23 protein-coding genes and 1 pseudogene are annotated in these 22,016 nt (G+C 62.7%); 8 read left to right on the forward strand and 16 right to left on the reverse strand.

Features of this window, described 5'->3' with window-relative positions:
• Positions 1-5: 5 nt before the first annotated feature.
• The 6 genes from ABIE20_RS25580 to ABIE20_RS25605 all read right to left on the reverse strand — a co-directional run bounded on the left by ABIE20_RS25580 (position 6) and on the right by ABIE20_RS25605 (position 4,060).
• Positions 6-1,340 carry a sensor histidine kinase gene (locus ABIE20_RS25580; protein ID WP_429508204.1) on the reverse strand — a complete coding sequence of 445 codons (1,335 nt, stop codon included), beginning with the start codon at positions 1,338-1,340 and terminating at the stop codon, positions 6-8.
• A gap of 63 nt (positions 1,341-1,403) precedes the next feature.
• Positions 1,404-1,820 (reverse strand): Spy/CpxP family protein refolding chaperone, encoded by a 417-nt coding sequence (locus ABIE20_RS25585; protein WP_429508206.1) that lies wholly within the window; start codon positions 1,818-1,820, stop codon positions 1,404-1,406.
• A 119-nt stretch (positions 1,821-1,939) separates the two neighbouring features.
• Positions 1,940-2,617, reverse strand: coding sequence for a response regulator transcription factor (locus tag ABIE20_RS25590; RefSeq protein WP_429508208.1), 678 nt, complete (start codon positions 2,615-2,617; stop codon positions 1,940-1,942).
• 7 nt (positions 2,618-2,624) lie between these two features.
• Entirely contained in the window at positions 2,625-3,029 is a 405-nt protein-coding gene (locus ABIE20_RS25595; RefSeq protein WP_429508210.1) for a translation initiation factor 2, read from the reverse strand.
• Positions 3,030-3,150: 121 nt separating this feature from the next.
• Entirely contained in the window at positions 3,151-3,450 is a 300-nt protein-coding gene (locus ABIE20_RS25600) for a YciI family protein (protein WP_429508212.1), read from the reverse strand.
• Between the two features lies 1 nt (position 3,451).
• The gene (locus tag ABIE20_RS25605) at positions 3,452-4,060 is read right to left on the reverse strand and encodes a septation protein A (protein ID WP_429508214.1); all 609 of its coding nucleotides are present in this window, start codon (positions 4,058-4,060) and stop codon (positions 3,452-3,454) included.
• Between the two features lie 66 nt (positions 4,061-4,126).
• Between ABIE20_RS25605 and ABIE20_RS25610 the strand changes: the two genes are divergently transcribed.
• The 6 genes and pseudogenes from ABIE20_RS25610 to ABIE20_RS25635 all read left to right on the forward strand — a co-directional run bounded on the left by ABIE20_RS25610 (position 4,127) and on the right by ABIE20_RS25635 (position 10,585).
• Positions 4,127-4,990, forward strand: a complete 864-nt coding sequence (locus ABIE20_RS25610) for a PHP domain-containing protein (protein ID WP_429508215.1) — start codon at positions 4,127-4,129, stop codon at positions 4,988-4,990.
• A gap of 13 nt (positions 4,991-5,003) precedes the next feature.
• Positions 5,004-5,633 (forward strand): L-threonylcarbamoyladenylate synthase, encoded by a 630-nt coding sequence (locus tag ABIE20_RS25615; protein WP_429508217.1) that lies wholly within the window; start codon positions 5,004-5,006, stop codon positions 5,631-5,633.
• Between the two features lie 128 nt (positions 5,634-5,761).
• A complete protein-coding gene (locus tag ABIE20_RS25620; RefSeq protein WP_429508260.1) occupies positions 5,762-6,460 on the forward strand; it encodes a segregation and condensation protein A in 699 nt (232 codons plus the stop codon).
• A 15-nt stretch (positions 6,461-6,475) separates the two neighbouring features.
• A pseudogene (gene scpB / locus ABIE20_RS25625) lies at positions 6,476-7,240 on the forward strand (SMC-Scp complex subunit ScpB); the annotation flags it as partial.
• 165 nt (positions 7,241-7,405) lie between these two features.
• Positions 7,406-8,536, forward strand: coding sequence for a 23S rRNA pseudouridine(2605) synthase RluB (gene rluB, locus ABIE20_RS25630; protein WP_429508218.1), 1,131 nt, complete (start codon positions 7,406-7,408; stop codon positions 8,534-8,536).
• Positions 8,537-9,163: 627 nt separating this feature from the next.
• Positions 9,164-10,585: an amino acid permease gene (locus ABIE20_RS25635; protein ID WP_045200547.1), complete on the forward strand. Its 1,422-nt coding sequence runs from the start codon at positions 9,164-9,166 to the stop codon at positions 10,583-10,585.
• Positions 10,586-10,630: 45 nt separating this feature from the next.
• Here ABIE20_RS25635 and ABIE20_RS25640 read toward each other — a convergent pair whose 3' ends face one another.
• The 6 genes from ABIE20_RS25640 to ABIE20_RS25665 form a co-directional block, all read right to left on the reverse strand.
• The gene (locus ABIE20_RS25640; protein WP_429508220.1) at positions 10,631-11,758 is read right to left on the reverse strand and encodes a DUF1120 domain-containing protein; all 1,128 of its coding nucleotides are present in this window, start codon (positions 11,756-11,758) and stop codon (positions 10,631-10,633) included.
• 87 nt (positions 11,759-11,845) lie between these two features.
• Entirely contained in the window at positions 11,846-14,308 is a 2,463-nt protein-coding gene (locus ABIE20_RS25645; protein ID WP_429508222.1) for a fimbria/pilus outer membrane usher protein, read from the reverse strand.
• Positions 14,305-15,021 carry a fimbria/pilus chaperone family protein gene (locus tag ABIE20_RS25650; protein WP_429508224.1) on the reverse strand — a complete coding sequence of 239 codons (717 nt, stop codon included), beginning with the start codon at positions 15,019-15,021 and terminating at the stop codon, positions 14,305-14,307. The genes ABIE20_RS25645 and ABIE20_RS25650 overlap by 4 nt, the downstream gene beginning before the upstream one ends.
• Before the next feature lie 134 nt (positions 15,022-15,155).
• On the reverse strand, positions 15,156-15,791 hold the full coding sequence (locus tag ABIE20_RS25655) for a DUF1120 domain-containing protein (RefSeq protein ID WP_429508226.1): 636 nt from the start codon (positions 15,789-15,791) through the stop codon (positions 15,156-15,158).
• A 114-nt stretch (positions 15,792-15,905) separates the two neighbouring features.
• On the reverse strand, positions 15,906-16,541 hold the full coding sequence (locus ABIE20_RS25660; RefSeq protein WP_429508228.1) for a DUF1120 domain-containing protein: 636 nt from the start codon (positions 16,539-16,541) through the stop codon (positions 15,906-15,908).
• A gap of 164 nt (positions 16,542-16,705) precedes the next feature.
• Positions 16,706-17,359 (reverse strand): DUF1120 domain-containing protein, encoded by a 654-nt coding sequence (locus ABIE20_RS25665; protein WP_429508230.1) that lies wholly within the window; start codon positions 17,357-17,359, stop codon positions 16,706-16,708.
• A 364-nt stretch (positions 17,360-17,723) separates the two neighbouring features.
• Between ABIE20_RS25665 and ABIE20_RS25670 the strand changes: the two genes are divergently transcribed.
• The gene (locus ABIE20_RS25670; RefSeq protein WP_429508231.1) at positions 17,724-18,038 is read left to right on the forward strand and encodes a helix-turn-helix domain-containing protein; all 315 of its coding nucleotides are present in this window, start codon (positions 17,724-17,726) and stop codon (positions 18,036-18,038) included.
• A gap of 333 nt (positions 18,039-18,371) precedes the next feature.
• On the forward strand, positions 18,372-18,785 hold the full coding sequence (gene arfB, locus ABIE20_RS25675) for an alternative ribosome rescue aminoacyl-tRNA hydrolase ArfB (RefSeq protein WP_429508232.1): 414 nt from the start codon (positions 18,372-18,374) through the stop codon (positions 18,783-18,785).
• Here arfB and ABIE20_RS25680 read toward each other — a convergent pair.
• The 4 genes from ABIE20_RS25680 to ABIE20_RS25695 all read right to left on the reverse strand — a co-directional run bounded on the left by ABIE20_RS25680 (position 18,779) and on the right by ABIE20_RS25695 (position 21,981).
• Positions 18,779-19,972: an MFS transporter gene (locus ABIE20_RS25680; RefSeq protein ID WP_429508234.1), complete on the reverse strand. Its 1,194-nt coding sequence runs from the start codon at positions 19,970-19,972 to the stop codon at positions 18,779-18,781. The two genes, arfB and ABIE20_RS25680, sit on opposite strands and share 7 nt — an antisense overlap.
• A 100-nt stretch (positions 19,973-20,072) precedes the next feature.
• Positions 20,073-20,201, reverse strand: a complete 129-nt coding sequence (locus tag ABIE20_RS25685) for a hypothetical protein (protein ID WP_258578902.1) — start codon at positions 20,199-20,201, stop codon at positions 20,073-20,075.
• 230 nt (positions 20,202-20,431) lie between these two features.
• The gene (locus ABIE20_RS25690) at positions 20,432-21,625 is read right to left on the reverse strand and encodes an amino acid aminotransferase (RefSeq protein WP_429508236.1); all 1,194 of its coding nucleotides are present in this window, start codon (positions 21,623-21,625) and stop codon (positions 20,432-20,434) included.
• The gene (locus tag ABIE20_RS25695) at positions 21,625-21,981 is read right to left on the reverse strand and encodes a 4a-hydroxytetrahydrobiopterin dehydratase (RefSeq protein WP_036994257.1); all 357 of its coding nucleotides are present in this window, start codon (positions 21,979-21,981) and stop codon (positions 21,625-21,627) included. The genes ABIE20_RS25690 and ABIE20_RS25695 overlap by 1 nt, the downstream gene beginning before the upstream one ends.
• Between the last annotated feature and the right edge of the window lie 35 nt (positions 21,982-22,016).

Genomic DNA, 22,016 nt, shown 5'->3' on the forward strand with positions numbered 1-22,016 from the left:
CGAAGCTACATTGAGTCAGGCCTTGCCAGTGGCAACTCCAGCCTGGCCACAAACCCGCCTTGCGGGTGATTGCCCAGGCTCAGGTTGCCGCCGTGGCGCGCCGCCGCCTTGCGCGCAATGGCCAGGCCCAAACCGTGCCCTGCGGCGCTTTGCCCGGGCGCCCGGTAGAACGGCTCGCCCAGTTGCGCCAGGTGCTCTGCCGCCACTCCCGGCCCGTGGTCACGCACGCTCAGTACAATCTTGTCGTTATCGCGCACACCGGTGATTTCTATCGGCTGCCCGGCCGGGTTGAAACGCACGGCGTTGCGCAGCAGGTTGTCCAGCGCCCGCTCCAGCAGGGTCGGCCAACCTTGCAGGTTGAGCCCAGTCTCATGGTGTAACTGGAACTCCTGTTCGGGCGCTGCCAGTTGCGCGTCCTTGTGCACTGAGACCAACAGGGTGTCCAGGTCCACAGGCTCTGCCCGCGCTTGTTCGGCATCGACCCGGGCCAGTACCAGAATCTCACTGATCAGCGCTTCGAGGCGGTCGCACTCGCGGGTCAGGCGCGGCCACAGGGCCTGGCGCTGCTCGGGCTCGGCACGTTCGGCCAGGGCCAGGGCAATGCGCAGGCGCGCCAGCGGTGAGCGCAGTTCATGGGATACGTCCCGCAACAGCTGGCGTTGGCTGCCAATCAGGCTCTGCAATCGTGCGCCCATGCGGTTGAAATCGTTGGCCAGGACGCCGAATTCATCGCGGCGGTTGGCCAGGCGCGCCAGGCTGTTCTGCTGGTAGGTGGTCTGCCCCAGGTCATGTACGGCGCCGCGCAGGCGGCTCAGCGGGCGGGTAATCGACAAGGTCACCAGCAAGCTGAACAGGGTCAGCACCACCAGGGCAATGCCTAAGGCACTCAAGGGCCAGAGCAGGCTGTCGCGGTGCCAGGCGTCGAGTTCCGGGTGTGGGATGCGATAGATCAGCAGGTAGGTCTCGCCGCTGTCGGGGCTGGTGTATTCCTCGGTAAGCCGTCGCCACGGCAGGTGCCGCTCATCATTGTGCCGGCGCGCCTCAAAGGCGGCGGCGCGACGCGGGAAGGTGCCGGGCACCACCGCATCGCCACTGTCATTGAGTACTTGCACGTCGATGTTGTAGCGGCGCTTGCGGTGTTCCAGGTAGCGCTGCGCGTACTCCGGCCCTTGCTGTTCATAGTGCTGGGTCCAGTTCTTGGCCAGGGTGTTGAGGCCCGGGTGGCGGCTGAGAATCCAGGCATCCTGGTTCAGCATATGGCCGAGCAGGATCGACAGCCCGGCAACCAGGGCGATGGCCAGCCAGAAACTGGCCAGGATGCGCCAGAACAGTGAACGCAAAAGAGGCACCTCTAACGGAAAAAGCCCGGCCTGCTGGGGCAGGCCGGGCGGATGGCAGACAGCTTACTGGGCCTTGTCGGCTTTTTCAGCTTTCCAGGCTTTGAACTCTGCCCATTCGGCATTGCGTTCATCCTGTTTCTTCGTCATTTCGTCGAACTGCTTTTGCTGGTCGGGTTTGAGCAGGGCGCGAATTTCCGACTGAGTCTTGTCTTTCTTGGCCTTGAGTTCGTCTTTCAGGGCCTTCTGGTCAGCGGCCGGGAGTTTTTCCAGGTAGCGCTGGGTGATTTCGTGGCGGCTTTTCATCTGCTCGCCCATCAGCTTGCCGATCTGCTGGCGCTGTTCGCGGCTCAGGTCCAGCTGGGCGAAAGGCGCTCCACCGCGGTGGTGCTCGCCGTGGCGCGGGCCGCCGCCATCAGGCATGGCCATGGCGACAGTAGGCAGGGCGGCGGCGAACATCAGGGCGATAAGGGTCTTGCGCATGGTGACTCTCCTTTCTGAGGCCGGTCGTTACCGGATGTGCCCAGTTTAGGGAGATCAAGGTCAGCGGCGGTCAGGCAAGGGTAAAGCTTGGGTAAAGATGCCGGCGCGCCTTGCTGACATTACAGGCTGTAGTAGTAGCCGCGGCTGCGCAGGGCAACGATGCGCGGGCGGCCGTCGGCGTGCGGGCCGATTTTCTTGCGCAGGTTGCTGACGTGCATGTCCAGGCTGCGGTCGTACAGGGTCAGCTTGCGGCCCAGGGCAATCTGCGCCAGTTCCTGCTTGTCCAGCGGCTCGCCTGGCTGGCGCAGCAGGGCTTCGAGGATGCGGCTTTCGGAGAGGGTCAGGGTCAGTTCGTGCTCGTCGAGGCTGACCACGCCGCGGGCCGGGCTGAAGCACAGGTCACCGATCTCCACCTGGCTCGGCGTCGCGTTGGGGTGGCTGCGGCGCAGTACGGCGCGCAGGCGGGCGGTAAGTTCACGCGGATCGCAAGGTTTGGCCAGGTAGTCGTCGGCACCCAGTTCCAGGCCGAGAATCCGGTCCAGCGGTTCGCCGCGGGCCGAGAGCATCAGCACCGGCAGTTCGGCGTGCTCGCTGCGCAGTTGCTTGAGTAGCTCAAGACCGCTGCCGTCGGGCAGCATCACGTCGAGCACGACGGCGGCCGGCGCCTGTTCGGCCAGCGCCTTGCGGGCGCTGAGGCCATCGTGACAGGCACGTACCACGAAACCTTCCTGGGTCAGCCAGCTGCCGAGCAGCTCGCAGAGTTCCTGGTCATCATCAATCAGTAACAGCTCGCTCATGACTCACTCAATTCAACCATTGCCGACGCTTTCTGTGTCCGCCACTGGCAAAGATACCGCAGAGTGCCGCAAACAGGGCAACTGCGCCACCAATCAGGAACCATTGTTGCTGGTCGGTGATGAGTTTCGGCGCGGCGCTCGCCTGCAATTCCTTGAGCGCCAGCTTCAAGCGCTGGTTTTCCTGGCGCAAGCGGGTGAGCTGGGCGCTTTCGCGTTCGCTGTCGGCGTTGTGCAGTTGCTGGACCAGGGTGTCGCGCAGGCGCTCGCTTTCTTTCAGGCGTTGTTGCAGCTCGGTGATCTGGCTGCCGGCACTGAGCGATAGCGGGGTGCTGGAACCAGCGGGCTCCTCGGCCTGGGCCAATGGGGTCAGCAGCAACAGGCACAGCAGCAGGGACAACGGACCTTGACGCATCGGAACTCCTGATTCCATTGGATGGTTCAGGAGGTTGTCGGCCATCGGGCGAGAATAATGAGCAATTGCCAAGAGAAAGCTGCAACGGGCGGTGGGCCGACTCGGCCACCGCCCTACGGCATTACGGCAGGACTTGCTTGAACGGCTTGACGATGACGTTGGCGTAGACGCCGGCGGCAATGTACGGGTCGGCGTCGGCCCAGGCCTGGGCGGCGCTCAACGAGTCGAACTCGGCGACGATCAGGCTGCCGGTGAAACCTGCGGCGCCCGGGTCGTTGCTGTCAACGGCCGGGTGTGGGCCGGCCAGGACCACGTGACCTTGCTCCTTGAGCTGCTGCAGGCGTTCGATATGCGCCGGGCGCGCAGCCAGGCGTTTTTCCAGCGAATCGGCTACGTCTGTGGCAATGATGGCGTAAAGCATGTCATTCCTCGTGCTTGGGAGTAGAAGGCGGGGTGGTCGGGTCGCTGTCGTGCAGGTGACGGGACAGGTAGACACCCTGGGCCACCAGGAACAGCACGGTCATGCCCAGGCTGCCGAACACCTTGAAGTCGACCCAGAAGCTCTGGAAGGTGAAGGCGACAAACAGGTTGGCCGCGCCACAGAACAGGAAAAAGCCGATCCAGGCGATATTCAGGCGCGTCCATACCGGCTCCGGCAGGGTCAGGGCGTGACCCATGATGCGCTTGATCAGCACCCGGTCACCGATGAAGTGGCTGCCGGTGAAGGCCAGGGCGAACAGCCAGTTGACCACCGGTGCCTTCCATTTGAGGAAGGTTTCGCTGTGGAAGGCCAGGGTCAGGCCGCCGAACACCAGGCAGGCCACCAGGGTCAGCCACTGGCCTTTCTCCAGCTTGCGCTGGCGAATGAACAGGGCGCCGTAGACCACCAGCGAGCTGATGATCAGCATCGCCGTGGCGCTGTAGATGCCGCCCAGTTCGAAGGTGTGCCCGGCGAATTCGACGGCACGCGGTTCGAGCTTGTAGACGATGAAGAACAGGAGCAGCGGGATGAAATCGATGAATTGTTTCACAGTGGCAGCCAGAAGCAGGATGTGACGGCATAATAACAAACATCAATGACAGCGAAAGCGCCACCTATGAATGTTGATCTGCACTGCCACAGTACGGCCTCCGACGGCGCCTTGTCGCCAACGGTACTGGTCGCCCGGGCCCATGAGCACGGCGTGCGGATGCTCTCGCTGACCGACCACGACACCCTCGAAGGCCAGCTCGAAGCCCGCGCCGCCGCCCAGGCCCATGACATGCACTGGGTCAGCGGCATCGAGCTGTCGTGCACCTGGGGTGGGGCGACCATCCACGTGCTGGGCTACAACTTCCCCCTCGACGCCGCGCCGTTGCAGGCCGCCGTCGAGTCGCTGCACCGCGGTCGCTGGCTGCGCTCGGAAGAAATCGACCGGCGGTTGGCGCTCAAGGGCATGAAGGGCGCGCTGGACGGCGCCCGCGCCATCCAGCAGGAGCTGGGCGACAGCGGCAATGCCCCGGCGCGCCCGCATTTTGCCGAGTACCTGGTGCGTGCAGGCTACGTAAAAGACCGCGCCGAGGCGTTTCGCAAGTGGCTGGGGGCCGGCAAGCTGGGTGATGTGAAGCTGCACTGGCCGACCCTCGATGAGACCGTTCAGACCCTGCGCCAGTCCGATGCCTGGGTCAGCCTGGCGCACCCGATGCACTACGATTTAACCCGCAGCAAGCGCCGCCGGCTGATTGCCGACTATATTCAAGCAGGCGGGCAGGCGCTGGAAGTGGTCAACGGCATGATGCCGGCCGAACAGGTAGGCACTATGTCGATCCTGGCCCGTGAATTCGGTCTGCTGGCAAGTGCCGGCAGTGATTTCCATGGCCCTGGCACCTGGGGCGAGATCGGTGTCTACCGGCCATTGCCAGAGGACCTGCCACCACTGTGGCGCCGATTCAAACATGAGCAGCCTATCTCGGCAGTCTGAACAGGAAGAGAACGTGAGTCAGTTTTTCCAGATTCATGCGGAAAACCCGCAACCGCGCCTGATCAAACAGGCCGTCGAAATCATCCGCAAGGGCGGCGTGGTGGTCTATCCCACCGACTCTTCCTACGCCATGGGTTGCCAGATCGGCGACAAGAACGCCGTTGAGCGGGTTCGTCGCCTGCGCCAGCTCGACAAGAACCACAACTTCACCCTGATCTGCTGCGACCTGTCGCAAATGGGACTTTTCGCCAAGATCGACACCGCCACCTTTCGCCTGCTCAAGGCCCATGTGCCGGGGCCCTATACCTTTATCCTCAACGCCACCCGCGAAGTGCCGCGCCTGCTGTTGCACGAAAAGCGCCGCACCATCGGCCTGCGAGTGCCGTCCGACCCGATCGCCCTGGCACTGCTCGAAGAGCTCGGCGAGCCACTGATGAGCGTCAGTCTGATCATGCCCGGCGAGGACGAGCCGATGACCGACCCCTACGAGATCCGCCAGGCCCTGGAACACCATGTTGACCTGATCATCGATGGCGGCTTTGGTGATTTGAAGGCCTCGACCGTGATCAGCCTGGCCGGTGACGAGCCGGAAGTGATCCGCGTCGGTTGCGGCGACCCTGCACCGTTCATGGTCGAAGCGTGAGCCAGGCGACCACCACCGACGCAAACATCGACCCGCAAGCAGGCGCCCAGCAGGAACTGCCGCTGGTGCTGGTGTATGGCGAAGCCATGACCGAGATGCCGGTGGACCTGTACATTCCGCCGGACGCCCTGGAAGTGTTCCTGGAGGCCTTCGAAGGACCGCTGGACCTGCTGCTGTACCTGATTCGCAAGCAGAACGTCGACATCCTCGACATCCCGGTGGCGGAAATTACCCGCCAGTACATGGGCTACGTCGAATTGATGAAAACCGTGCGCCTGGAGCTGGCCGCCGAGTACCTGGTGATGGCGGCGATGCTTGCCGAGATCAAGTCGCGGATGCTGCTCCCGCGTTCGGCCGAGATCGAGGAAGAAGAGGCCGACCCGCGTGCCGAGCTGATTCGCCGCCTGCAGGAGTACGAGCGCTTCAAGGCCGCTGCCGAAGGCATCGACGGTCTCAGCCGGGTTGGCCGCGAAGTCATCGTGCCGCGTCTGGACGCGCCGCAGGCCAAGGTGCGCAAGCTGTTGCCCGAGGTCAGCCTGGAAGAGCTGCTGGTGTCGATGGCCGAAGTGTTGCGACGGGGTGACCTGTTCGAAAGCCACCAGGTCAGCCGCGAGGCGCTGTCGACCCGCGAGCGCATGAGCGACGTGCTCGAGCGCCTCAAGGGCGGCGGTTTCGTGCCCTTTGTCGAGCTGTTTAGCGCCGAGGAGGGCAAGCTCGGGGTGGTGGTGACCTTCATGGCGATTCTCGAACTGGTCAAGGAATCCTTGATCGAACTGGTGCAAAATGAGCCCTTTGCGCCGATCCATGTCCGCGCCCGCGCCGAGTAACAACTGAGCAAGCCCATGAACCTGAACGAACCGCGCGACCTGGCGCCCCTGCTCGAGGCTTTTTTGCTGGCCTCGGGCAAACCGCAATCCCTTGAGCGCCTGTACGAGCTGTTCGAGGAAGCCGAGCGCCCGGAGCCTGCGGTGTTCAAAAAGGCCCTGGAGGTACTGCGCAAGTCCTGCAATGGCCGCGCCTTCGAGCTCAAGGAGGTGGCCTCGGGTTACCGCCTGCAGATTCGCGAGGACTACGCGCCCTGGGTCGGCCGGTTGTGGGAAGAGCGTCCGCAGCGCTACTCCCGCGCCCTGCTGGAGACCATGGCGCTGATCGCCTACCGTCAGCCTATCACCCGCGGCGAGATCGAGGACGTGCGCGGTGTAGCGGTCAACACCAACATTATCAAGACCCTGCTTGAGCGCGAGTGGATCCGCATCGTCGGCTACCGTGAAGTGCCCGGAAAGCCGGCGATGTTCGCCACCACCAAGGCGTTTCTCGACCATTTCAACCTGAAAAATCTCGACGAACTGCCGCCACTGGCCGAGTTGCGCGAGATGGAGCCTGAGCCCGAACCTGTGCTGGAGCTGGACGACGCACCGGTGCCGGCGCATCTGCAGGCGCTGGCCGATGCCAGTGCCGAGCCGCAAGAGCCCCAGGAAGAAACCAGCTTCCGCAGCCTGCTGACCGAGCTGGACGCCATGGAAGAGGGGCTCAAGACCGATTTCGATGACCTGGTCGACGACACTCAGATGGAGGTGGATGACGAGCCGCTGGAAGCCGAACCGCAGACGCCGCACCCCTAATCTGGGCCTTCGGGCGGATAGGCCCGGCAACTTTTGTATTTTCGGCTAGTCTGAGGTGCGTTCACGCCGCGATCAGCGTATGATTCGCGACCCTTTTTGGCGCTTGTTCGCCATACCAGATTTTTGTAAATACACCGGGAGGTGCCCAGCATGAGTGAAAAAGACCTGCAAGAAACCCAGCCATTGCCGCCATCAGGCGAGAAACTGCAAAAAGTTCTCGCCCGTATCGGCGTGGGCTCGCGCCGCGACGTCGAGGCCTGGATCAGCCAGGGCCGGATCAAGGTCAATGGCGTCAACGCCACCCTGGGCCAGCGCGTCGACCTGCACGATGCGATTTCGGTCGACGGCCGCGTAATCAAGCGCGAAGAAGCCGCCGAAACCGTGCGCCGGGTGATCATGTACAACAAGCCTGACGGCGAGATCTGCACCCGTGACGACCCGGAAGGCCGTCCGACCGTGTTCGATCGCCTGCCGCGGCCGAAAGAAGGCCGCTGGATCAACATCGGTCGCCTGGACATCAACACCACTGGCCTGCTGATGTTCACCACCGATGGTGAGCTGGCCAACCGCCTGATGCACCCGTCCTACGAAATGGACCGTGAGTATGCGGTACGTGTGCGTGGTGAAGTCGACGAAGACATGATTGCCCGCCTCAAGGCCGGTGTCGTGCTCGAAGACGGCCCGGCGCGTTTCACCGACATCCAGGAAGCCCCTGGCGGTGAAGGCTTCAACCACTGGTACCACTGCGTGGTGATGGAAGGCCGCAACCGTGAAGTTCGCCGCTTGTGGGAATCCCAGGGCCTGGTGGTCAGCCGCCTGAAGCGCGTGCGTTTCGGCCCGGTATTCCTCAACTCCGACCTGCCGATGGGCCGCTGGCGCGAAATGAGCCAGCAGGAAGTCGACATTCTTGCCGCTGAAGTGGGCCTGACCCCGGTGGCCATGCCGGCGCTGAACCACAAGAGCAAGGACAAGCTCGAGCGCCTGCAGCGCAAGTCCACCCGGCCGCTGGGCCGTGGCGAGCGCGTGCGCACCCTGCGTCCGGCCCAGGATGGCACTGCAACCGGTGAGCGCCCTGCGCGTCAGCCCCGTGGTGAAGCCGAGCGTCCGGTTCGCCAGCCCCGTGGCGACGAGCGGCCAGCCCGTCAACCGCGTGGCGAAGCCCCGCGCAAGGACAGCGGCCGTGGCAGCAGCACCGTGGCCGAGCGCCCGAGCGACATGAACAAGCGCGGTAAGCCGGCGCCCAAGCGTCCAGGCAGTACCCGCAACAAACCGCGCCCGTAAGTCGGGCCGGTTAAACAAGCCAACCTTCGGGTTGGCTTTTTTTTGTGCAAATTTCCTTGTCTTACAGACACTTCCGTAAGGTCTGGAAAGTTTTTACACCATCATGTAAATAAATCGTTACAAATATCGGCCGATACACGGGCTCTTTCTGCAGGTTTTAGCCCGTGTAAACAGAACTTGCCGAAACGCCCGGGCCAGGGCGCTCTACGTGCCCGTCAACGGCTTGTTCGCAAGCCCCGGGAGCGGTGAGATAGGCGCCATTGCCGTGTGCAAAGCCGGGCCGGAGAGCCGGGCATTCAATAAGAACAAATGGAGGCGCCATGTACGCCGATTACCCCCCCAGGCTAGAACCCTTCCTCAGGACCGGTGCGTTTTGTCGTCAGACAGTCACGCAACGTGTTGACCCCTGCGCGTCTGTAGGGGTATACAATGCGCCGCGTTTTAACTGTGACCCCAATGCGTACCGCGCACTCTTGCTGACACCCGGCTGATTCGCCCACGGCTTTTGCCCTGGATGGGCAGCAGTTGTCCAAGATCCTCAAGGTAATCACCTTGTTAATTCCGCTGCGCCACGAGCGCGGTGGGTCCGATTCCGTCACAGATAAAAACAAGCAGGTGACTTCGTTCATGAGTGGACAAAACACGCATTCAGGCGAGCTGAAACGCGGCCTGAAAAATCGCCATATCCAGTTGATCGCCCTGGGCGGGGCAATCGGTACCGGGCTGTTCCTGGGTTCGGCCGGGGTGATGAAGTCGGCGGGCCCGTCGATGATCCTCGGCTATGCGATCTGTGGCTTCATTGCCTTCATGATCATGCGCCAGCTCGGCGAGATGATCGTCGAAGAGCCGGTGGCCGGTTCCTTCAGTCACTTCGCGCACAAATACTGGGGTGGTTTCGCCGGCTTCCTGTCGGGCTGGAACTGCTGGGTGCTGTACATCCTGGTGGGCATGTCGGAGCTCACCGCCGTCGGCAAGTACGTGCACTACTGGTGGCCGGAGATCCCGACCTGGGCCTCGGCTGCAGCCTTCTTCATCCTGATCAACGCGATCAACCTGGCCAACGTCAAAGTGTTTGGCGAGGCCGAGTTCTGGTTTGCAATTATCAAGGTCCTGGCCATTGTCGGCATGATCGCCCTGGGCAGCTGGATGCTCGCCAGCGGTAGCGGCGGCCCGCAAGCCTCGGTAAGCAACCTGTGGGAACACGGCGGCTTCTTCCCCAATGGCGTCAGTGGCCTGGTGATGGCCCTGGCGATCATCATGTTCTCCTTCGGCGGCCTGGAAATGCTCGGTTTTACCGCCGCTGAAGCCGACAAGCCGAAGACCGTGATCCCCAAAGCGATCAACCAGGTGATCTACCGCATCCTGATTTTCTACATCGGTGCCCTGGTGGTGCTGCTGTCGTTGACCCCATGGGACAGCCTGGTCACCAGCCTCGATGCGGCCGGTGGTACCTACGGCGCCAGCCCGTTCGTGCAAGTGTTCTCGCTGCTGGGCAGTGATGTTGCCGCGCACATCCTCAACTTCGTGGTGCTGACGGCGGCGCTGTCGGTGTACAACAGCGGTACCTACTGCAACGCCCGCATGCTCTACGGCATGGCCGAACAGGGCGATGCCCCGGCGGGCCTGGCCAAGATCGACAAGCGCGGCGTGCCGGTGCGTTCGATCCTGGCTTCGGCGGCGGTAACCCTGGTTGCAGTGCTGCTCAACTACTTCATCCCGCAGCATGCGCTGGAGCTGCTGATGTCGCTGGTTGTTGCCGCCCTGGTGATCAACTGGGCGATGATCAGCTATTCGCACCTGAAGTTCCGCCAGCACCTGAACAAGACCGGCCAGACGCCGCTGTTCAAGGCGCTGTGGTACCCCTATGGCAACTACATCTGCCTGGCCTTCGTGGTGCTGATCCTGGGTATCATGCTGCAGATCCCGGGCATCCAGATCTCGGTCTACGCGATTCCGGTCTGGCTGCTGGTGATGGTTGTCTGCTACAGCCTGAAAACCAACCGCAGCAAAGCGGCGGCAGCGGCCACCCCGGCTTCGCTCAAGCGCTGATTCACATGGTTGAAAAAACGCCCCGCTAATGCGGGGCGTTTTCGTTTACAGGTAGATGATCTCGATCGTCGCCGAACCGTCGAGGTGGATGTCCTGGCGGTTGTCCAGTTCATCGGTGGCGGCGATCACCGGCATGATGTTGATCGGCGTGCTCAGGTGGCGGATGGCGATCGGGCCGTTGCTGTTGTTCTCGACATCGTTGAAGCCGAGCAGGGTAGTGGTGGTCAGCGGTTTGCTGGTGCTGCCCGCGGTGCTCCAGCCGGTGCCGTGGGTCGACTGGGTGACATACACGGCCGGCAACTGGTCGGCGCTGATGTGCATTGGGTCGATCTGCACCTCATAAAGACCGATTTTGTTCTCGCTGCCATCCCGGCCCAATCCGTAGAAATTCAGCGAATCGACCACCGCCGTGCCGTCGCGGTTGTCCTGCATCAGCAGGGCATAGCGCGCCGGGCTGTCACACTGGATCGACAGGTTCAGCTGGCGCGTGGGCAGACGCGTGCGCTTGTCGCTGTTAAGGCTCTGCAGGCTGATCTTGCCGTAGTCCACCACCCCGCCCTGGGACAGCAATGGCGTGCAGGCCGCTGGCTGGATCTGCCATTGCAGAGCCAGTTCAGCAGTGCTGCCGGAGGCAGGGGCAGCGAACTGCCCGCTGCTGCGCAATGAGGTCGACTCGCGCACTTCGAAAGCCTTGGCAGACAGCTCGGCTTCGAACACCAGGGCCAGATTCAGGCTGCGGCCTTGCACGGCTTTGCCGGCCCGGACCGGGACCATGCCGCTACGCGGCTGCCAGCCCAGCGAGGCGCTGGACGGGCCCGGTACGGCGCCGGTTTGTTCGATCCGGGCCAGGTCAACGCGTTCGCCGTCGACCACGGCATCGGCGGCACGTATTCGGTAGTGCCCGCCCGCGCTGAATTCGAAGCGCTCGCTGTCCAGGGCACTGGCTGTATAGAACACACTCAGGTCGCTGCTTTCGCTGCAGCTCAGGGTCAATTGCGCGGATTTCTCCGGCAGTGCCAGGCCCGGGCTGCCGGGCTGCAGGCGGCTGCGGTCGAGGGTGCCATAGTCCAGCGGCGTGGGAGTGACCTGCAGGCGGCATTCACTCGCCAAGGCTGTCAGCGGCAGTCCGAAGAGCACAAGCATTACAAGCGGGGTTTTGTACCGGGTGTTCATGATTTGACGCATCCTCACCAAAGCGGTGTATGGAAGGACGACACAAGGTGTAGCTGCCGTCTGGCGTCATGTCGTCGGAAAGGGGCCTCAACTGCAGGTGTGTCGGGCCTGGGTGTAGTAGCTGTCGCTGCTGGCGCCGGTATCCGAGTCGAGGGTGACGCGGCATTCGCGGGCCTGGTGGTCGCTGATGATCAGGTGGCCGATGTCGGCGCTGTTGTCGATGAACACCAGCCCGCCCGGCTGCACCAGGTTGATGAAGCGCCCACGGTCGTCAAACACCGACGCGCCGCTGGTCAGTGGCTGGCCACTGCTGTCGAGCAAGGTCAGCAGCACCCGACGGACACTCCAGGCGCGGAAACTCAGACGAGGTACCGCTCCGCGCGTGGCGCGCAGCATGCCGGCGCCCTGGTCGACGTTGATGTGGGTCGGCAGGCTTTGGGTGTCGACCTCGACCGGGCTTTTGCCATAGGCGGTGAGCGAGGCCACCACCGCGTTGCCGGCATAATCGGTCCACACCGGGCCGCTCGGGGTGCTGGCCTTGACGCCGGGGGTGTCGGTGACCGAGAGGATCGCGAAGGTGTCGCGGATCGGGTAGGGCGAGGGGGTAATCCCGGCGCCATGCAGCGCGATACCGCCGCGCAGGCCGAGGTTGTAGTTGGCGTTGTCGCCGTCGCCGCTGTAGTTCAGATCCAGTTGGGTGTAGCGCGGCAAGGCCGAAACGCCGGCACTGGCCAGGGTGCTGGAATCGCCGGACCGATGCTCGGCGCCCAGGCGATAGCCAAGGCTGTCGTTCACTTGTTCGCTATAGGCAACCGTGCTGGTGGTACTGCTGTCGTTATGGCGCACGCTGCTACGCAGGCGTCGGCGGCCGTCCAGGGGGATGCTGGCGCTGAAGTACAGGGCGTCGTCGTTGTAGCCGTCGCTGCTGCCCAGGGCCTTTTCCACCGTCGCCGAGAGCGTGACACCGCCGTAGCTGTTGCCCCAGGACAGGAACAGGCGCTGGCTGCTGTCGTGCTCGTAGTAGGTGCTTTGCGTGTACCCCAGGTTGAGGCTGCCCAGGGCGCGGCTGGCCCAACGCAGGCTGGTGCTGAACTGGTCGCGGTAGCTGGAAGCGAACTGATCGTTGTCGCGGTAGGTACTGTCGAGCAGTTCGCGGTAGCCGCGGCTGCGATGGTTGCCGGCCACCAGGCTGCTCCATTGCTCGTGCATTTGCCAGTTGAGCTGGCCGCCCAGTTGTGCGCCCTGTTGGTCGAGGCTGCTGGCTTGCGCGCCGATGGCAAACACCTCGGCGCTGAGTTGCGGCGTGAGCGCGGTGCCGAGGCTGGCGCCAAGACTGCGATAGCCTTGGGCGAGGATCAAGCCGCTGCTGATGACCGAGGTATTGCCCAGCGCACCGCTCTGGCCAAGGCTCACCACCGCCGGGTCGTTGCTGCCATGGCCATGGCTGCGCACCACTCCGGCGCCGATGCTGTAGCCGCTTTGCGGGCGGGCGCTGGCGGCGAGGCTGGCCGGCACGCTAAAGCGCCGTTGCTCGCCATTGGTCTCGATCACCGTCACTTCCAGGTCCGAACGCGAGGTAATGCGCGGTATGTTGGTGAGGGTAAAGGGCCCGGGCTGTACCACGGTGCTGTACAGCAAGGCGCCGTTCTGGTGCACCTCGACCCGCGCCTGGCTGTTGGCGATACCCTGCACGCTGGCGTTGTCGAGCTGCGAGAGCAGGCCATACTCCGGCGTGATCTGCGCGCCAATGATCTGCGCGCCGTTGAGCACCGGGTTGACCAGGCTGATCTCGCCGGCCTGGAACAGGCTGCGGTGCTGGGCGAAGCTGCGTTGCACATAGGTGTCGAGCATTTCGCTGCGCATCTTGCCATCGAAGCGGCTGTGTACCTGGCGGCTGCGCAGGATCCAGTTGTCCAGGTTCAGGCCCAGTTCGGTATTGGCCGCAGCATACCGGCTGGACTGGCCGTCGTAGCGGTTGAACGAGCTGAAAATGTCGTAGTTCAGCAGCCCGGCTACGCCGCCCTGGCTGAAGTCGTCCGACAGTTGTCGCTCATTGACCAGGGACTGGTCGGGCATGAACAGCTGCACCTGGTGCTGACCGGGCTGCAGTTCGACCTGGGCCTGGGGGAAGGCCGTGGCCAGGGCCAGGCAGCCCGGATCGGCAGGCAGCTCCTGGGCATCCAGGGTGGTGGACCATTCGGCGGGTTGACGCAAGCCGGCGAAGGCCAGCAAGGCGTCGTCGACACACAGGCTGCCATCTTCGCTAAAGCGCGCCAGGGTGGCGCCCTTGTCGCGGCCGTTGACGCTCAGGCTGATCTGTTGGCGTCCGGGTGGGAAGCGGGTTTGCCGGCCGAACAGGGCGGCAAGTTTTGGGTCGATCCCGCGCTGGCGCAGCACCTCCTGGTCGAACACGCTGTGCCCGGGTAAACCGGGCTCGTTGGCCGCGCGCGCGGGCTTGAAGGTCTCCAGACCCAGCAACGTCAGGCACAGGCCAAGAATCAATTGCTCGCGCGGGCGGGTTTTGCCGATTGCCTCAACAATGACCTTCACAGGATGCGTGCCTCGTAAGGATCGACCGCAAAGCCATAGACCGTGGCCGGTTGAAAGCGCACGGTGTTGGCCGCGGCGGCGGCATCAGGCAAGTCGAGGGTGATGGTTTCATTGGCCAGCAGGTAGGTGCGGCCAAGGTCCAGGGCGTGCTGGCCGGGCAACAGTTTCAGCTCCTGGGCCAGGCGCACCACATAGGGGGTGTTGTTCTCTACCCGCAGTTGCTTGCCGTCGATGCGCCAGGTCAGGCCTTTCCACGGCTCGCTGTTGCGCGCCAGGCCCTTGGGGTGAAGGATCACCGGCAGGTTCTGGCGCACGCCGAAGTTCACCCGCATGGCCCCGGGATCACCCGCAGCGGTTTCGCGGATGCCTTCGAAGATCACCCGGCGCAGGCGTTGGGTCTGCAGTGGTTCGTTGCCGACGTAGTGGAAGATCACCTGCTGCTCTTTGCCGGCTTCGACCCTGGCCACCGTGGGCTGGACCACCAGCAGGTTGTCGGTGTCTTCGCTCGGGTTTTCGATAAATACCGCCAGCAGGGCGGCGTGGGGGTCGGTATTGGTGACGACGAAGTCGCTGCCGTTGGCGCGGGCTTCCTCAACGATCACCACCGAGGTTCTGGGCACCATACCGTCGGCGTGTGCCTGCATCAGGGGTAGGGTGCAGATGAAAATTGCAGGCAGCAGGCTGCCGGCAAAGGATTTGCACGCAATAGTCATGGTTGTAAGGTTCTTCTGCGGCGTCGGACACCGCTCCCCTCCAGCTGCATCCGGCAGGCTCGGCGAGGGGAGGATGCTGGCCGTGGATTGAGGTGGTCGCGAGGATCCTTGCTCACGTTCCCTGGAAAGATCGACTAGAGGTAGAGGAGCTCAACGGTCATGCTGCCGTCCAGATCGACGAGGTCGCTGAATGGCAGATCCTTTTTGACATGGCTCCAGATATCCAGGGTCAGGCTCACGCTGCTCGCTGGGGTAGGCCTGGGCTCGGCGCCGGTCGAAAAGCCCACTCGAAACTGAGGCCAGTACCCAGCTTCTTCAAAATTGCCACCGGGGACAATGGTCCAGGAGTTGCCGGAGTTCATGGACTCCACAGTAGTGCCTTGCGCACCATCGATCAGTACGGTGTCGTTACTCCATCTGAGCCTGTAGCCACCAATGTTCTGGTCCAGATGTTTGCCGAGGCCAAACACTGCCCCGGCAGCCTCGCCGCTCTGTCGACGATTGTCATGGGCGATGAGGGCAAAGCTTGCCGGGGCGCTGCATTCAATCGACAGGTTCAGCGACTTTGCAGGAAGTAAGTAGTCGTAAGACATCTCTTCGAGTTCGGTCACCGCGAGGGAGCCATAATCAACCACACCGCTATTGGCGAATGTGGGGGCGCAGGCTGCCGGGGTGATGGTCCCGGATACGCTCAGGTCGGTGGTTGCGGCCATGGCATTGGTAGACGCCAGGGTAAAGAGTACAGCAAGGGACAGCAGGGATTTGTTCACAACGTGTTCCTTATCAGTGTTGGCGGTTGCTGGTGGCCCGTTTGCGAACACGCTCACCCGCCCAGGGAATGGACGGCGGGTAGCGTTCGGCGGGCTCTGTTGTCAGCAACGGTCTTAGAGGTAGACGACTTCGATGGTCGCGCTGCCATCGAGCTCCATTGCGCCGTTCATGGTCAGGTTCTTGTTGATCGTTCCAGGAATGTCCATGGTCACGTTGACGCTGGTTGCGGGAGTCGGGCCCAGGTTAGTGCCAGAGGAGAAGCCTGCGAGAAAATTGGGTGCTCTTCCTGCGTCATGAAGAACGCCGTCGATGATACTGGTCCAGCTGTTGCCGCCATCGGGGGATGCCAGGTTTTCGCCCTGTGCACCGTCGACCACAGTGCTCTCATATTGCCAGGTCATAGCATACGAACCGATCGACTGGTCCTGATGTTTGCCCAGACCGAAAAACCATGGGTCGACCCCGCTGCTGTCACGACGGTTGTCATTGGCGATCAGCGCGAATGTCGCCGGGGCACTGCATTCGATGGAGAAGTTCAGGGATTTGGCCGGCAGGTTGTAACCGACCGAAGTTTCTTCAAGCTCGGTCAAGGCCAGCGAGCCGTATTCGACCAACCCGCCATTGCTCAGGGTCGGCGTGCAGGCGGCGGGGGTGATGGTACCGGTCACGGTCAGGTCGGTCGTCGCAGCCAGGGCGTTGGCAGTGGCCAGGGACATCAGCACAGCAAGGGACAATACGGACTTTTTCACAGCGGTTTTCCTTTTCAAGTGTTGGTGTTGGATGTTGCGGGAGACCCGTTTTTCGAGCGCAGTGGTCCGTTCCCTGCCGGTTATTGCAGGGAAGCCTTGTGCATTCGACGGGTTCTTCTTGGCGGCCCGGGCCGGGCCGTGACGCGTATGCGTTCTGTTACCGGCTAGAGGTACTGCAGCTCGATAGTCATGTGCCCGTCCAGCAGCGCCTCGTCGACGTGGGTCATGTCATTGCGCAACCAGCCGGCGACATCCAGCCGCAGGTTAAGGACCTGCGCTGCGCTGGGGCTGGTCTGCCCGCGCAGGGCAAAGCCCAGCCGCGATTCAGGTTTGTCGCCCAGATGCTCGAAGCCACTGCCGGGAACCCTGAGCCAGGTGCTGCCGCTGTCTTCGGAGTACAGCGTGTCGGCGGGAAGGTTATCGAGGGTCGCGCCGTTGTCGGGCCAGGTCGCGCTGTAGAAGCCGATGGCCTGACCGCCGGTGGTGGTGCCCAGGCCAAAAGCCTTGGGCAGCGGTATCGAACTGCTGTCGCGGCGGTTGCCGGTGGCCACCAGGGCAAAGCGGGTGGCGCGATCGCAAATGACGCTGAAGGTCAGGCTGCGCGGCGCCAGGATCGAATGGTCGGGAATACCGGGCTGCGGATCGAGGTCAGGCATGGTGATATTGCCGAAGTCGACCTGGCCATTGCCGGAGAGCGATGGCGTACAGGCCGCCGGGGTGATGGTGCCGCTGATGTTGACGTCAGTGCTGTTGGCATGCGCGCCAGCACTGACGAAGGTCAGCAGAGCGGTCAGGGTGCACAAAGGCTTGGTGTTCATTATTCGGTCCTTTGAAAATGAATGAACCTCCGTGCCGTTGTTGGTCTTATGCATGAGTCGGCAGCGGATGGTTGTTCAGGCGCGCATGGCAGGCCTGCTGTACCAGTTACCAGGGTTGGCCCCTGATCCTGTGTCATCCGTGACGATTTTTCACACGTACTAGTTAGAAGATTGAACGTGCGAATGTTTGGTTTTATGTGCTTTGCTTGGCCTTGCCCAGGCCTAAACAGCGGGGGCATAGTGCTCGGCAAGGCGTCAGTGATCTTCGGATGCCGATTATGCCCAAAAAAATGTTCGTGTAAAGGGGTTTTGATTGAAAAGTTGTGCAACAACTGCACCGAAATCGGCAGAGAGTGGTGAGCGCTTGCGCCAGGAGCGTACCCGCCTGGGCCTTCGTCAGGACGATTTCGCCCAGCTTGGCGGGGTCAATCGCAACACCCAGGGCAGTTATGAAAAAGGCGAGCGCAACCCCGACGCGGCTTACCTGGCGGCGGTAGCGGGCGCCGGTGTCGATGTGCGTTATGTGATCACCGGCGTGCGCACGATAGATGATGGCGCTTCGTTGAACGAACCGGAACAGCGGCTGCTGGCTCAATACCGCTCATTGGCTATCGCTGACCAAGAAGTTGTGCATAGAATTGTCGGGGCCATGCACGACGCGAAAGGTAGTAGCGCATAGCTACTATCTCAATTTTCCTACGAAACGCTCGGAACCGTCCTGGTGGGTCTGCAGAGGATTGCTCGTAACGTCGATGCATTCAGTCTCGTTAGGGAAGGGTGATCATGTCGGAGCATAAATCCTGCACATTCAACACGGAACGTGACGCATCACCAGAGCAACCCTTGAGCGAAGGCGAAAGCGAGCTGTTGATATTGTTTCGCCGATTGTCTCCGGTTGATCAGGGTTGCGTGCAACGTGTAGCCGAGGTGCTGTGCAAGGGGGTTGAGGGGACCGGGCGTGAGCGATCACGCTTACGGGAACCGGCCTGAATGTTCGATCAAAGGATGTGTGATGTTGCAAATTTCCAACGCGGTGCAGATCCCGGACGACGAGATCGAGTTGACCGCCATCCGCGCCCAGGGCGCGGGCGGGCAGAACGTCAACAAGGTCTCCAGCGCCGTGCACCTGCGTTTCGACACCCAGGCTTCGTCATTGCCGCCGTTCTACAAGGAGCGCCTGCTGGCCCTGAGCGACAGCCGCATCACCCGTGACGGGGTGATTATCATCAAGGCCCAGCAATATCGAACCCAGGAGCAGAACCGTGCCGATGCTCTGGAGCGCTTGCGCGAGTTGATCCTTTCAGCGACCAAGGTCGAGAAGGCGCGACGCCCGACCCGCCCCACCCTGGGTTCCAAGACCCGTCGCCTGGACACCAAGAGCAAGCGCGGGGCAATCAAGGCCGGGCGCGGCAAGATAGATTACTGAGGCAGGGGCCGATGCAGTCGGGCCTGGCGGTACAGGTAAAGGCTCAGGAGCAAACCGCAGAATGACGCGCCCGCGGCAAAGACAAAGATCGAGGCGAAGCCGAAGCCTGCAGCAATCGCCCCGGCCAACGGGCCGGTGATGCCCAGCGACAGGTCGATGAACAGTGAATAGGCGCCCACGGCCGCACCTCGATTGGAGGCGGACACCAGGTTGACCGCTTCGACCCCCAGGGCCGGAAACACCAGCGAAAAACCAAATCCGCTCAGCGCCGCACCGGCCAATGCCAGCTCGGCGCTTGGCGCTTGCCACAGCAACAGCAGGCCAACGGTCTCTACCGCCAGGCAGGCGATGGCAACCCGGTAACCACCGATACGGTTGATCAGGTTGCCGAACAGCAGGCGGGCGCCAATGAAGCAGGCGCCGAACAGGCTCAGGCACAGCGCCGCGTTGTTCCAGTTGTGGCTGGCGTAGTACAGGGTGACGAAGGTGGCGATGGTGCCGAAGCCGATCGAGCCCAGGGCCAGCCCCGAGCCATGGCCGAACACCCGGCCCAGTACATGCAGAAACGGCAGGCGTTCACCGGCAACCACCGGCGCGGCGGTTTTTGGCCAGGCCAATGCCAGACCCAGTACGCACAAGATGAGGATGCTGGCGCCCATGCTCCACAAACCAAAGTGCTGTACCAGCTCTACACCCAGCGGTGCGCCAATGGCCAGCGCACCATAGCTGGCAATGCCGTTCCACGAGATGACCTTGGCTGTGTGCTGCGCACCGACGCGGCCAATGCCCCAGCCAATCGAGCCGGAACCCACCAGGCTTTCGGCACTGCCAAGTACCAGGCGGCCGATCAACAGGCTGCCCAGGCTCAACCAAGGCGCATGCTGAAGCCAGGCCGACAGCAACATGAACACACCGCTCAGGCCGCAGCCGGCCAGGCCATACAGCACGGCGCGCTTGCTGCCCTGGTTATCGATGATGCGGCTGGCGTAAGGGCGGCTGAGCAGGGTGGCCAGGTACTGGATGCTGATCACCAGGCCTGCGACTACAGCGCCGAAGCCCAGGTCGTTGTGCACATAGCCAGGCAGTACAGCCAGGGGGATGCCGATGTTCAGGTAGCCGATGAAGGTAAACAGGACAATGGAGACGACTTGCAGGGTGACCGCAAGGGGGCGCGGTGAGTCGGGCATGTGCGGGCTTTCGTAGAAGAGGAATTCTTGACGGTGTGAAAACGTGTTGACGGGGTGGTCCCTGCATCAGCCGTTTTCACACAGTCTGATCGTGCGCGATTTATTCCTGGTCGGCGCTGGAAGTTTCGTCGCCGTCGTAGTCAGCCTGGGCTGGTTCGGCGCTGTGAGTGGCAGGAGTCTGCTCTTCTGGGTTCAGGCTTGGGAAGGGAAGATTCGGGATTTCATGCATCTCGTCGTTCCTCGCAAGTGTGTGGAAAGGCTGCGCAAGGCGCGCATGGGCTTGTAAAAGCCTGTGCAGGATACAGGAGTCTGAATGACAGTATGAATTTTCCTGCCGATTGGCGTTGAAGATCGAGCGTTCTTCGGGGCTGCTTCGCAGCCAATCGCTGGCAAGGCCAGCTCCCACGGGGTCCGGTATAGGCAGATCCAGTGTGGGAGCCAGGCTTGCCGGCGATGCTTTTAACGACAGACGTCAGCGATGGCTGCAGCCAGTGCTTCAAGGCGTGCGGCATCGGCACCGGCGATGTTCGCCCGGCCAGTGCCAACCATGTAAACGCTGTGGCGCTCACGCAGTTGCTTGACCTGCTCCGGCGACAAACCGGTGTAGGAGAACATCCCGCGTTGCTCGGCGATGTGTGCGAAACGCTCGCTCAGGCCGTGGGGCGCCAGGGCCTCGACCAGGCCGACCCGCAGCTCGGCAATACGCTGGCGCATGGCGTCGACTTCCTCGACCCACAGGCCCTTGAGGTCGGCGTCGCCAAGAATCTGCGCCACCACCGCCGCGCCATGATCCGGTGGCGTCGACCACAGGTTGCGGGCCAGCAGCGCCAGCTGGCTGCGTACATCCAGCAGCTTCTCGGCATCATGGCTGCACACCAGCAGGGCGCCGGTGCGGTCACGGTACAGGCCGAAGTTTTTCGAGCAGGAACTGGTGATCAGCAGCTCAGGCAGTTCGGCGGCGAACAGCCGTACCGCCCAGGCGTCTTCTTCCAGGCCATCGCCAAAGCCCTGGTAGGCGAAGTCGATCAACGGCAGCAACTCACGGCGGCGCACCACCTCGAGCACGGCGCGCCAGTCGTCCTGGCTCAGGTCGAAACCGGTCGGGTTGTGGCAGCAGGCGTGCAGCAAGACCACGTCGCCCTTGGGCGCGACTTCCAGGGCGGCCAGCATCCCCGCGACGTTCAGGCGGTTGTCCGCGCCGACATAAGGATAGTGGCTGACCTTGAGGCCGGCGCCGGCGAAGATGGTTTCGTGGATCGGCCAGGTCGGGTCGCTCAGCCAGATGCCGCGGCCCGGCAGGCAGTGCTCGATGAACTCCGCTGCCAGGCGCAGGGCACCGGTGCCGCCCGGGGTCTGGGTGGCGCCGGCGCGCTTGTTGCTGAGCAGCGACGAATCGCTACCCAGTACCAGCTCGCTGATCAGCCGGCCGAAATCCGCATCGCCATGACCGCCGACGTAGCTCTTGCTGGCTTGCTGCTCAAGCAGGCGTTGTTCGGCCTGTTTGACCGCTGCCGGGATTGGCGTCAGGCCCTGGGCATCCTTGAACACGCCGACACCGAGGTCGAACTTGTCCGGGTTGCTGTCCTTGGCATACGCCTCCATCAACCCGAGGATCGGGTCGCCAGGTACGCGCCCAATGGCGCCGAAGTGCATTACTTGCGGCCTTCGGCGGTGCTGGCGACCTCGTCGGTGCGCGCGGCCATGATGAAGTCGTTACGGTGCAGGCCCTTGATCGAGTGGCTCCACCAGGTCACGGTGACCTTGCCCCATTCGGTCAGCAGGCCTGGGTGATGACCTTCGGCTTCGGAGATTTCGCCAACGGCGTTAGTGAACGCCAGGGCGTGCTTGAAATTCTTGAACAGGAAGACTTTTTCCAGCTGCATGATGCCGTCACGGACTTCGATGTTCCAATCCGGGATCTGCTTGATCAGTACCGGCAGTTCTTCGTCGCTGACCTGTGGAGCATCGGCACGGCAGGCTTCGCAGTGGGCTTGGTTCAAGGCGTTCATAAGGTTTTCCGCAAGTGGTTTGTTATTGGTTTGCA

The organism is Pseudomonas sp. 2835 (genome assembly GCF_050435905.1).
GTDB lineage: Bacteria > Pseudomonadota > Gammaproteobacteria > Pseudomonadales > Pseudomonadaceae > Aquipseudomonas.